Annotated in this window: 11 protein-coding genes; 3 read left to right on the forward strand and 8 right to left on the reverse strand. The window is 54.8% G+C overall.

Features of this window, described 5'->3' with window-relative positions:
- Positions 1-7 precede the first annotated feature (7 nt).
- Genes QWY83_RS08220 through QWY83_RS08235 form a run of 4 tightly spaced genes read right to left on the reverse strand, consistent with a single transcriptional unit; the run spans position 8 to position 4666 of the window.
- Entirely contained in the window at positions 8-580 is a 573-nt protein-coding gene (locus QWY83_RS08220) for a DUF3726 domain-containing protein (protein ID WP_249945329.1), read from the reverse strand.
- On the reverse strand, positions 577-2244 hold the full coding sequence (locus QWY83_RS08225; RefSeq protein WP_249945328.1) for a hypothetical protein: 1668 nt from the start codon (positions 2242-2244) through the stop codon (positions 577-579). The genes QWY83_RS08220 and QWY83_RS08225 overlap by 4 nt, the downstream gene beginning before the upstream one ends.
- Complete coding sequence (locus QWY83_RS08230) at positions 2241-3224, reverse strand: membrane dipeptidase (RefSeq protein WP_067548477.1); 984 nt, start codon at positions 3222-3224, stop codon at positions 2241-2243. The genes QWY83_RS08225 and QWY83_RS08230 overlap by 4 nt, the downstream gene beginning before the upstream one ends.
- Positions 3224-4666 carry an aldehyde dehydrogenase family protein gene (locus QWY83_RS08235; RefSeq protein ID WP_249945327.1) on the reverse strand — a complete coding sequence of 481 codons (1443 nt, stop codon included), beginning with the start codon at positions 4664-4666 and terminating at the stop codon, positions 3224-3226. The genes QWY83_RS08230 and QWY83_RS08235 overlap by 1 nt, the downstream gene beginning before the upstream one ends.
- 102 nt (positions 4667-4768) lie before the next feature.
- On the opposite strand from QWY83_RS08235, the gene QWY83_RS08240 reads away from it, so the two are divergent.
- Positions 4769-5671 (forward strand): LysR family transcriptional regulator, encoded by a 903-nt coding sequence (locus QWY83_RS08240; protein WP_249945326.1) that lies wholly within the window; start codon positions 4769-4771, stop codon positions 5669-5671.
- Here the strand turns inward: QWY83_RS08240 and QWY83_RS08245 are convergent.
- The 4 genes from QWY83_RS08245 to QWY83_RS08260 are packed head-to-tail and all read right to left on the reverse strand — an operon-like array spanning position 5663 to position 10696.
- Positions 5663-6205 (reverse strand): sarcosine oxidase subunit gamma, encoded by a 543-nt coding sequence (locus tag QWY83_RS08245; protein WP_249945325.1) that lies wholly within the window; start codon positions 6203-6205, stop codon positions 5663-5665. The two genes, QWY83_RS08240 and QWY83_RS08245, sit on opposite strands and share 9 nt — an antisense overlap.
- 4 nt (positions 6206-6209) lie before the next feature.
- On the reverse strand, positions 6210-9152 hold the full coding sequence (locus QWY83_RS08250; protein ID WP_067548488.1) for a sarcosine oxidase subunit alpha family protein: 2943 nt from the start codon (positions 9150-9152) through the stop codon (positions 6210-6212).
- A complete protein-coding gene (locus tag QWY83_RS08255) occupies positions 9149-9436 on the reverse strand; it encodes a sarcosine oxidase subunit delta (RefSeq protein ID WP_249945324.1) in 288 nt (95 codons plus the stop codon). Before QWY83_RS08255 ends, QWY83_RS08250 begins: the two co-directional genes overlap by 4 nt.
- A 9-nt stretch (positions 9437-9445) precedes the next feature.
- Entirely contained in the window at positions 9446-10696 is a 1251-nt protein-coding gene (locus tag QWY83_RS08260) for a sarcosine oxidase subunit beta family protein (protein ID WP_249945323.1), read from the reverse strand.
- Between the two features lie 103 nt (positions 10697-10799).
- On the opposite strand from QWY83_RS08260, the gene QWY83_RS08265 reads away from it, so the two are divergent.
- Both QWY83_RS08265 and QWY83_RS14230 read left to right on the forward strand, forming a co-directional pair.
- Positions 10800-11750: a GlxA family transcriptional regulator gene (locus tag QWY83_RS08265; protein ID WP_067548497.1), complete on the forward strand. Its 951-nt coding sequence runs from the start codon at positions 10800-10802 to the stop codon at positions 11748-11750.
- 20 nt (positions 11751-11770) lie between these two features.
- Entirely contained in the window at positions 11771-12010 is a 240-nt protein-coding gene (locus QWY83_RS14230; protein WP_353958948.1) for a thermonuclease family protein, read from the forward strand.
- The last annotated feature ends 16 nt before the right edge of the window (positions 12011-12026 follow it).

Genomic DNA, 12026 nt, shown 5'->3' on the forward strand with positions numbered 1-12026 from the left:
CCTCTCATTAATCATTATCAGATAGCCCTGCACCAGCGCCTTTGAGGCGGCTTTCATCGGTCGCAGGCGCATAGGTGCGTTTTGCAAGGGTTTCGAGTTCCGCCCAATCGGACGGGTTAGGTCTAGCGCGAGACGACGGACCCTCCGCACCCAAAACCGTATCCGTCAATCGGATCGACAGCGCGGATGCAATTTCTGGAAAATCGCCGGTAAGGGTCAGTGACTTCCCATCGGTCAAAGCGCGACACCCGTCACATTCCACTTCGACTGTTGCCCGCAGTGTCTGCGCGGCCATTGCCGCAAATGGCAACAAAAACAGAGGGTCAGAAATGTTCTGCAATTCAACCGCACCTTTACGCAGGTCAGCCGCGCGGTCTGACAGAGCTGCGCCACATGCCAAAGTGGACCCAGCCGCCACCCCATTAGTGAAAACCGCAACGGCCTCGGCCACACCGTCTTGTCCTTGAGCGCACAACCAGCGTGTGGCCTTCCCCGCATCTTCGGCCAAGCCCCACTCGAACCCAGCCCCCCGAGCAGCCTTGCGGGCCATAGCCTCAACTTCATTTAGCGACATCGTCATGACGCTGCCTCGGGGTAAATCCAATGCTCGCAATTTTGCGCCGACAATTCTGTCGGATATGGCGCGCCAGCATACATGCAGACCCGCACCCATCGATCAGAGCGCGGATCAAAATGCGTCACCCCAAAGAACGACAGTTTTGCCCGCAACATATTGATCGGCAGAATATCGTGAGCGATCGTATTTGACCTAATCTCAGCATAGGGCGCGAAACGGGCCATTTGTGCGCGTCGGACTGTGTGGCGACAGTCTGGGTGACGTGTTAAGAAATCAGCCGTCGTCTCATCGCGTCCAAAGGCTTGGGCCTTGCGATAGGCATCAGCCGCATCACGTGCAGGCGCAAGTGGCTGCTCATATGCAGCGATAGGTTCTTCGAATCGATTACCCAGACGCGGCTCTAGCTTTTCCTCTGATACATACCACGCCATTGCCGTATGTTCGGGCGCGTTCCAATCCACGTCCAATGCCCAACCGAAACTTTGTTCGATCAGCGAAAGCAATTCTGACACTGGCATTGAGCCATCGACGATATTGGCCTGCGTATGACTATCGGCCATGCAGGTCCCCAAACCATCAACCAACTCGCCATATGGCTCGAGCATGAGAGACGCCAACCACTCTTGACCTTCCGATGTGAGATGGTTCTCAGCCCAGTTCCACAATGCATCCCAAGGACGTTCAGAATGAAAATCAAAACCTTTCAGACGTTGAAGCAGAGTTGCAATGTCCGCCCCTAATTCCGCTAGCTTTTCGATCTGAATTGGATGTTCAGAATACCACGCCTGAACCGATTTCTCTGCTCGCGCGACCAAATCATTAAAACAGGCGATTTCATCTGGTGATGCGCGTTCAACGCTGCGGACGCGAGCGATGGCTTCTTCACGCGCCATGATCCAATTGTTGAACAAGACAGGGTGATTGACGATGAACGGGGCCATTCCAAGCCCTGTCGAGTTCCCGATACCCAGGCGCGCAGCAATAACGCGATCAAGCTTGACCGCAGCCTCTCCGCCTTTTGAACGCGCCATATGTTCGATGAGGTCGCGCACGAACCAACGGATCAAATAAACCGTCAGCATCTCGGCCTGAAACGGAGCCTGCATTTCGGGGCGGTTGGCAATCACTTCGCGGTCAGCTGCACCGAGTTTTCCCGATCCGTAGACTGCAGTCGTGCGCATCAAATAACCAACCGCATCGAGTTGCGCAGGATCAGGCTGGTTGCCAGATGCGAGGGCTTCGACACAATGGTCCCAAAGTCGAACCGAGCGATTGGCGCGACTGACGGTCAGTTCGCTCTCGCTCACGCGACCCGCTTCTTGGAGCGGAATATTCTGCGACAGCCGTTCGATGTCCGCTACCGTTGGCACCCCATCGAACAAGGTAAAAGTCGCATCCCACGCCGTGGCGATAACACGGTCCGACCGAAGCTCTGGTGGCAAATCATGTGCAAAGGCCACTAATGAATATAACCGTTCAGGCCCCTTTGCAGTATACACCGCATGCCCAACACCATTCGCATCAATGTTGAAGGCGTGGGTGTGAAACGACCAACCCTCGCGAGCGATCCGACGCGTCAACTGACGCATAAAGCTCAGACGCGATTGATGCAGTGACCCCAGACGTTCTAGGGTCATCACGACGTCAGGCGAGCGACGCTCGATCATGACTGTGCACCCTGCGGAACAAAGTTCTTTTCAAAGAAACGATACCAATTGCCGCCCATAACGGCTTTGATTTCATCAGCATTCATTCCAACATCTCTGAGACCCTTTTCGAGGTTCCCAAAGTCGCGATTGTCTTTGAACCAATGCGGCATCGGCGGAAAACCAGCGTCTGACGCCGAGCCTTCACCATAGTCGATCCGTTTGGTCCAGCGCCCGACACGCATCCATTCGACAACACTATCAGGTTGGTTCTGACACAGGTCAGAGCCGATCCCGATATTTCCGATGCCGTATCGATCAGCGGTGCGCGCAATCATTCCGCAGAACTCCTCTAACGTACAATTAGACTTGTCCTTGAGATGGTGCGGATAGAGCGAAAATCCAATCATGCCGCCATTTTGCGTCACAGCGCGGATCACATTGTCCTTTTTATTTCGCAGAGCTGGGAACCAGTCATAAGGATTGGCGTGGGTGATCGCGATGGGGCGCTCTGAGATTTCAGTCGCCTCTATGGTCGAACGATCTCCAGAATGGCTCATGTCGACGACAAGCCCGACACGGTTCATTTCCTTAATCACCTGCCGACCCATCCGCGTGATCCCAGCATCTTCGGCCTCATAACATCCCGCCGCTAGAAGCGACTGGTTGTTATAGGACAACTGCATGAAGCGCGCCCCGAGTGTGTGAAGGATTTCGACCAAGCCAATATCGTCCTCCATCGAGGACGGGTTCTGAAACCCGAAAAACACGGCCGTTCGCCCCGTTTCACGCGCTCGATCGATATCGCTCGCCCATTGTCCCTTCATAATGAGATGGTCGTATTTCTCGAACCATCGGTTCCATTGTTCAAAGTTCAGAACCGTTTCACGGAAATTCTCATGGTACGCGATGGTGACATGAATCGCATCGACACAACCTTCTCGCAATTGCTCAAAGATTTCTTCGGACCAGTTGGCATATTGAAGGCAGTCGATACGCATCATACTGGGCCCGCGCTGATATAAGCTGTCTTTACTGTGGTGTAGAACTCGGCTGCTGCTTTGCCCTGCTCGCGCGAGCCATAAGAGCTATCCCCGCGACCACCAAATGGCACATGGTAGTCAGTTCCCGCGGTCGGCAAGTTGATCGTCACAACGCCTGTCCGTGCATTTCGGCGGAAGTGCGTTGCCCGCGCAAGGCTCTTGGTCACGATCCCAGAGGTCAGACCGAAATTGGTGTCATTCACGACCGACAGTGCCTCGTCGTAACTGGCGACTTTAATGACCGACGTGAGCGGCGCGAACATTTCTTCGCGGTTGATGCGGAAATCATTGAGAGTGTTGAGAAAAACGCCAGGGGACATGTAGAAACCGTCGTGGGGCATCTCCAGACGCTCACCACCACAGCACAGTTCTGCCCCTTCGGACTTGCCCAAATCAACATAGGCCAAGTTCTCCGCCAACTGTTCCGCGCTCACGACAGGACCCATTTGCGTCCCCTCTTCGAGCGCATGTCCGACCTTCATCGCTTTGGTCCCTGCGACCAGCTTTTCAACGAAAGTGTCGTGGATAGCTTCATGCACGACCAAACGTGAGGACGCGGTGCATTTTTGCCCCGTGCCACCAAAAGCACCGCCCAAAGCCAATGTCACAGCGAGGTCAATATCAGCGTCATCCATGACAGCGAGCGCGTTCTTTGACCCCATCTCCATCTGAACCTTGGTGAGGTTTTGAATAGCTGCGGTAGCAATCCTTTTACCCACAGGCACGGACCCAGTAAATGTAACTGCGTTGACCTTTGGGCTCTGAACGAGACGTTCACCAATCCCACTACCAGAGCCCATCACGAGACTAAAAAGCCCCTTGGGGATGTCTTGCCGCGCGATGATCTCGGTCAATGCATAGGCTGACGCGGGTGTGATGTTGGCCGGCTTCCAAACCACCGCATTGCCATAGCAGAGCGCTGGAGCAATTTTCCACGACGCCGTAGCGGTTGGGAAGTTCCAAGGGCTAATGACTGCGACCACACCAACTGGTTCGCGACGCACGTCCACTTCGATATTGGGGCGCACAGAGTCCGCGTTTTCCCCGATCTGACGCAAACACTCAGCGGCGTAGTAAGTAAAGAACTGCCCTGCCCGATAGACCTCGCCCTTACCTTCGGCGAGAGGCTTACCTTCCTCGCGGCTCAGAAGTGCGCCAAGTTCAGCCGAACGCGCCATCAGTTCGTTACCGATGTTCATCAAAACGGCCTGCTTGCGCTCCATGCCATAAGCGGCCCATTCGCGCTGCGCTTGTTGCGCCTGATCCAAAGTGGCCTCTAGCTGGTCACTGCTTGCCTGAGCAAAAACCCCAATAAGATCCGTCACATCCGAAGGGCTACGGTTTTCGATTTCGCTTTCACCAACCAGCCATTCGCCAGCGATCAGATTCTTGTGCAGCACGGTCTATCCCATTCTTTTCTGTCGTGTTTTACCAATGTGGACAATTCGCCCCATGTCAGTCAAACTCAAATCGTTGAAATAAATTTCAGGAATCGTGAAGTCATGAGCATCAAGATCGAAATGCTCCGTAGCTTTTGTGCGGTAGCACAGGCTGGGAATTTGTCGGACGCAGCCGATCAGCTCGGCCGAACACAATCGGCTGTCTCCATGACGCTAAAGCAACTCGAAGCGCACCTCGGAAATCCGTTGTTCGAAAGTGACCGAAAGAACCGTCTCACCCCACTCGGCGAACAGGTTTTGCGCCTTGGCCTAACCCAGATCAGCCAGTTCGATAACACGATCGCTGCAATCGAAAAATCAGCGCGGGCACCACAGGGCATCCTGCGCATTGCAGCGGTTCCGTCTGTCGCGATTTCAATTTTTCCTGAACTTGTTCGCACCCTATCCGAACGGCACCCCTCTCTGAAAATCGAGCTACGCGATACCGATACCCAGCAGGTTCTAGAGGCACTTGGACAGAGCTGGGCAGACATCGGCATTGCCTCGGCTCAAAAATCACTCAATGGGATTAAGACATCGATCTTGTTCAGTGACCGCTACGGGCTGGTCATGTCCGAGAACCACCCGCTTACCCAGAAAACTGACCCAATTCAGATCGACAACGTTTTCTCGGCCCCGTTCTTGCGCAATGCCCTTTGCGATCAGATTGAAACACCTGAATTCGCGGAAAAACTAGGGACCGCAGACATAACTGTTCATAACACCCAGTCCCTTCTCGCGATGGTCCGGAAAGGAGATTGGGTAACGGTCCTGCCTCAACTCGTCACAGAGATTGCACCCGAAGGGCTCGTGTTCCGCCCTATCGCTAACCTTCCTGACATGCGGAAGGTCTATCTCTACGTGCGCGAGAAAAACGTCTCCTCGAATTTCGTCGAAGAAGCCGTAACGATTATGCGCAGTTCAACTCTGCAATTGTTCGAAGAGGCAAGCGAGGTCTTAACGTAACCTCACCGCGGTGCTTTCGAGCGCGTGACACAGGGCTGCTGCAAAGGTCCGCATACCCATGATCGTTACATGGGTATCGCTGCGACGGATGAGGTAGACGCTCATATGGTGAAGCCCCGTCCGAAGCGCGGTTCCGACCCCAAATCCATTTAAGTCAATATTGACCAGTTTTTCCAACAGACCCTCAAGAGGTTTGAACCCGTCGTTCGAATAGACATCAAACGCCACCCAGCCATCCGTCTGTTCCGTGACAGCGCAATCAGGCGCAGCCGCTTTCACAATGGCAGCAAAGTCCTCATGCGCGCGACCCTCTCCCTCAATGAACCACTGGTTCGGAGCCGTCCAAAATGCGGAGACTTCTGGACCCGCCAGCCATTGCCCGACATCTGGCATAGACGTCCCAAGGATCGTCGGGGCACCCTGCCCCCGACCAAGGCTGAGCGACGCAAGAGCCAGTTCAGTGTTTTCGCGGATCACGAGGCCACCGATTTGAAACTCGTATGGGGCAACTGCGCCAAGCGCTGTGATAGCCATTAAATCAGTCACGGAGCCGCCCTCCCTCTGGGTCAACAAAATGCGGTGAAACGACCTCTACACGGACTTCACGCCCTTCTAGGGGGTTTGCCGCAATAACAACCTCGCCCATGCGGGCATCCCCCTCTTCGAGGAAACCAATCGCAATCGATGACCCAACATGCGGCGAATATGCAGCCGAGGTGATCCAACCTTGGTCGGTTGTCGTGTTGCGCGTTTCACCTTGAGTAAATAAATGCGACCCAGCCACGATGGCTTCGGATTTATCGATGGGACTGAACCCAACCAAACGTCGCTTGTCTTGCGCCAAGCCTTCGCGACGTGACATGACGGCGCCGATACTGTCCTTCTTTTCAGAGACCATCCGCCCAAGAGAGAGCATCTGCGCTGTCGTTTGGCCGTTCAATTCAGAACCAGCCGCATGACCTTTTTCAATCCGCATAACGCCGAGAGCTTCAGTCCCATAAGGCGTCGCACCAAGATCGGCACCGACCTGTGCCAATCGCTCCAGCAAGGCATTGCCATAGCGCGCCGGAACAGCGATTTCGTAAGCCAACTCGCCAGAAAAGGAGATACGGAATAGTCGGGCTCTGAGGCCACCGCAAACCGTCAACTCTGCGCAGGCCATAAAGGGGAAAACCTCATTCGAGAGATCAAACCCATCGACGACCCGCGACAACAACGTTCGTGAATTCGGCCCCGCGACAGCAATTTGCGCCCATGCATCCGTCGTGGAAATCAAGCTTACATTCAGCTCGGGCCACAGACACTGACGTGCGAATTCCATGTTCCGATAGACAATTGCAGCGTTGGCTGTGGTCGTCGTTACCACAAAGTGGTTCTCCGAAAGCCGCGCACACGTGCCGTCATCATAGGCGTGACCATCCTCGCGCAACATGACGCCATACCGCACGCGACCGACCGCAAGGGTGCCCATCATGTTGCAGTAGATCCGATTGAGGAACTCTGCTGCATCGGGTCCTTGAACGTCGATTTTGCCAAGTGTTGTGACGTCGCACAGTCCAACCCCACTACGAACCGCCAGGACTTCGCGATCAACAGATTGCCGCCAATGGGTTTCGCCTGGCTGAACAAAATACTGAGCACGCAACCAAGCGCCCACTTCCACAAATGTCGCTCCTTGAGATGCGCTCCATTGATGCGTTGGCGTGTAGCGCGTTGGGCGGAAATGTTTGCCCGTATCGCCTCCACCCAGCACGGAAAGCGTGACCCCAGTATACGGAGGGCGAAAGATCGTCGTCCCCGTTTCAGGCAAGGACTTGCCTGTGAGTTCCGCCATGACGGCCAATGCCGAAATATTCGATGTCTTCCCTTGATCCGTTGCCATGCCAAGGGTGGTCCACCGCTTCAGATGCTCGACGGGTCGCATGTTCTCTTGATGCGCGAGAACGATGTCTTTGACGGTGACATCATTCTGGAAATCCACCCAAGCACGTCCTTTGCGCGAAACATGCCAAAACGCGGTTTGAGCAGCAGCTGTATCATCTGCATCAGGCAAATCGATGGGCTCGGCCGCAATGCCTAGGGCGGCGAGGCTCGAAACAGCCGCCTCCACCCCACTGCGGAGCGCCTTGACCGTCGTCCCTTGCCCAACCGCAGCACCCGCGACAATCATCCCGTTCGGTAGATCTTTACCAGGAACAAAAGCAAGTAGGGCGTCATCCCAGACGGGCTTGGACCTGTGATGGGAACTCAGATGAACATTGGGGTTCCAACCACCAGATACGCCGAGAGCACCACAAGGCATCCAACGTGATTGACCGTTTTGGGTCACACGAACCGAGGTCAGCCCAAGCCTGCCCTTTGTGTCGTCGACAACGCCCGTGATCAGCTCATAGTCACCAAAGGTTGGAGCGTCGCTACGCGGGTCCACAACCGCTGAGACGGGCACGCCTTTGGCCAAAAGATCGGTCGCAGTCCTGTGTCCATCGTCATTGTTTGTAAAAATGATAACCGGATCGCTTGGATGGCGCGTTGGGGATGCTGCCCAACGATTGGCATAGGCCCGCATCGCACCAGCAAGCATAATCCCAGGGCGGTCATTATTCGGAAATGGGATATGTCGCTCTGTTGCGCCAGCAGCCAAGATTGATCGCTTTGCCGTAATACGCCAAAGGGTTTGTCGCACTGCACCATCGGCTGCGGACAGGTGATCAGACACCCGTTCGACAGCGCCGTAAATGCCGTGATCATAGGTCCCAAAGACCGTTGTGCGAGGCATGACCCGAACATTCTCAAGCCCAGCAAGCTCAGCCATCACCGCGGTCACCCACGATGTCGCAGGCATACCGTCGAGTTGATGAGTTTCAGCCAAAAGTCGTCCGCCAAACTGGAAATCCTCGTCTGCCAGAATGACTTTTACCCCGGCACGACCAGCACCAAGTGCAGCAGAAAGACCAGCAGCCCCACCACCAATCACCAATAGATCACAATGCAGGAAACCTTTGTCGTAAGCGTCAGGATCAGCCTCGCCAGACAACCGCCCAAGGCCAGCCGCATGACGGATCAACGGCTCATAGAGCTTTTCCCAGAACGCGCGCGGCCACATGAAGGTCTTATAGTAAAACCCCGACGCAAATAACGGCGACAGTAGGTCATTTACCGCCATGAAATCACGGTGCAATGGCCCCACATGGTTTTGACTGCGCGCCCTAAGACCGTCGAATAGTTCTGTCACAGTCGCACGCGTATTAGGTTCTTCGCGCGCGCCACCACGTAGCGTGACAAGCGCGTTTGGCTCTTCTGAACCTGCACTCAGAACACCCCGCGGACGATGGTATTTGAAACTACGCCCGACCAGTTGCACACCATTCGCAAGGAGCGCAGAGGCGAGCGTGTCCCCTTTGCGTCCCGAATACGTCTTTCCGTTAAAGGTAAAACGGAGCGCTGTCTCATGATCAATAACACCACCAGTTAGTCGGGTCATGCCAGCACCTCTGATTTAACGGCGCTTTCGCAGGCCAGTTCAGCGTTCAGGATTTCGTGCGTCAGAGTGTTACGTGTCACAATGAGCCAAGAGCGGTCCCCTTGTTCATGAAACCACAGTTCGCGGTGTACGCCGGCTGGGTTGTCGCGCAGATAGACATAGTCAAAAAACGCGACCGCCGCATCTGGGGACGAGGCATCTGGGCGGTTCAACAGCGAAGCATCACCGAGGTAGGTAAACTCTTGCGCATCACGAAGACCGAGGAGCGGGTGAGGGATTAACATCTTAGCGCCTCAATGAAGGTTAGGTTGGGCGCCAACGCCCTTTTCATCAATCAGATAACCGCGCGCAAATCGATCTAGGCGATAGGCGGTTGCGGTCTCATGTGGACGATCTGTCGCGAGAAGATGGGCAAAGGCAAACCCAGATGCAGGCGTTGCTTTAAAGCCGCCGTAGCACCAACCACCGTTGAAATAGAGCCCATCGACCGAGGTCCGATCAATGATCGGGGATCCGTCCATCGACATGTCCATGATCCCACCCCAGCTCCGCAACAGGCGCGCGCGTCCGATCATTGGCATCAGGGCCATCCCCCCCTCGAGCACGTCTTCTACAACAGGTAGGTTTCCGCGCTGCGCATAGGAATTATACCCGTCGATATCGCCCCCAAAGACCAAGCCACCTTTGTCTGATTGGCTCACGTAGAAATGACCCGCGCCAAAGGTAATGACACCGGGGATAACTGGCTTAAGCCCTTCTGAGACAAAAGCTTGCAGGACATGGCTCTCGACAGGGAGCCTCATGCCCGCCATCGACATCACCCGACTGGAGCTACCAGCAACCGCGACGCCGACTTTACCAGCCGCGATATAGCCACGCGATGTTTCGACACCGAGGACTTTACCCCCCTCAATTCGCATCCCAGTAACTTCACAGTTCTGTATGATATCAACGCCACGCATGTCCGCGCCGCGCGCATACCCCCATGCGACACCATCATGGCGCGCCGTGCCCGCACGCCTTTGGAATAGCCCACCTTTGATCGGAAAACGGGCATTGTCGTAGTTCAGGAATGGAACCATCTCGCGCAGCTCGTTGGGCGACAAAAGCTGCGCATCTGCGCCAGCAAACAGCATGGCGTTCCCGCGCCGACGATACGCATCCCGCTGAGCATCAGTGTGGATCAAATTGATGATCCCGCGTTGCGACACCATCGAGTTGAAATTCGTTTCTTGCTCTAAGTTCTCCCAAAGCTTCATGGAAAACTCATAAAAGGGCTCGTTACCCGGCAAGAGGTAGTTGGAGCGAATAATCGTGGTGTTCCGCCCGATATTCCCCGACCCAAGCCAACCCTTTTCTAGGACGGCGATCCGAGATTTCTGGAAGGTCTTCGCAAGGTAATAGGCTGTCGCGAGGCCATGCCCGCCGCCACCAACGATGACATAGTCATACCGAGGCTGAGGCTCTGGGTCCCTCCAAAGAGGACGCCACCCTTTTTGGCCCAACAAGGCCTCTTTTATGACCCGAAAACCGGAATACCGCATCCGACGCTCCTTCGTGCTTCATCTCTTTCTAAGCAGCTGAAGGGAAAGTTCCTTTTATAAATTTGACATTTATTTACATAAATAGGACAAATCGCTCATGCCTATGAAACGGATCGCTTTTGTTTTGCTCGACGGATTTGCGCTGATGTCAACGGCATCGGCACTCGAACCTTTGCGAGCGGCCAACCAATTCTCGACCACACCGCTCTACGACATTTCCCTTCTTTCGCTGGCAGGTGACAGCGCCACATCGTCGCTTGGGTCACGGTTCTCAACCCAACCCTTCGACAGCGTAGACCCAAACTTTGATCTGGTTTTCATCGTTGCTGGCGGCGACCCGCGACATTTTCAAAACCAAACCCTGTTTTCATGGCTGCGTCGCCTCGATGCCTCTGGAGTTGCACTTGGCGGTATATCGGGCGGCTCCGTGGTGCTCGCGCGTGCAGGCCTCCTCAATCGGCATCGCTTCACTGTGCACTGGCATCACTACGATGATTTTGAGATCATTACAGGGCCGTGGTTGCTCGAACGGCGATTGTTCGTCATCGACCGCAACCGATACACTTGCGCTGGTGGCTCTGCCCCTCTCGATATGATGCACGCGATTATCGCAGGGGACCACGGAATTGCGTTTGCTCAGAAGATTTCCAACTGGTTTATTCAAACCGAAATCCGGAGCGCTGATGCCCCCCAAATTGCGACAATTCCAGCGCGATACGGCCAACTTCCGCAAACAGTTGAGGCCGCTATAGGCTATATGGAAACCCATATTGCGGACCCGTTGGACCAAGAACAATTGGCGCAGCTCGCGGGCTTGTCCGTGCGACACCTCCAACGTCTTTTCCACGAACATATTGGACGCAGCGTTATGGACGAATACCGCATGATCCGCCTCGAAACCGCTAAATATTTGCTCGCGTCGACGTTGCTTCCCATGAGCGAAATAACCGCAATGACTGGTTTCGCGAACCAAGGTCACTTATCGAACCGTTTCAAAATGGCCTTTGGCATGTCGCCATTGCAGTGGCGGAAACGAAACTCTGACCCTGTCTAGGCTCAGGACCCGCTATCCGCATTTGGGGATTAGATGCCCCCGAGACAGATGAGGCTGGCGGGAGAGCTGCCACTCAAGCGCTCAGTGATCTCATCGAAAGTCAGACCCTGTCCTGCCATATTAAAGATGTAGATCGATACAATCGCATTGTTGGGCAGTGTTTCCTCGAAGATGGAAAAGACATCGCTGCCGAGATGATACGCATAGGCCTGGCCTTCGAATATTGTCGCTATTCAGGAGGCTATTACGGCACCTGCTAGAAACCAAAGCAACTAG

This window comes from Marivivens donghaensis (genome assembly GCF_030410045.1).
Taxonomy (GTDB): domain Bacteria; phylum Pseudomonadota; class Alphaproteobacteria; order Rhodobacterales; family Rhodobacteraceae; genus Marivivens; species Marivivens donghaensis.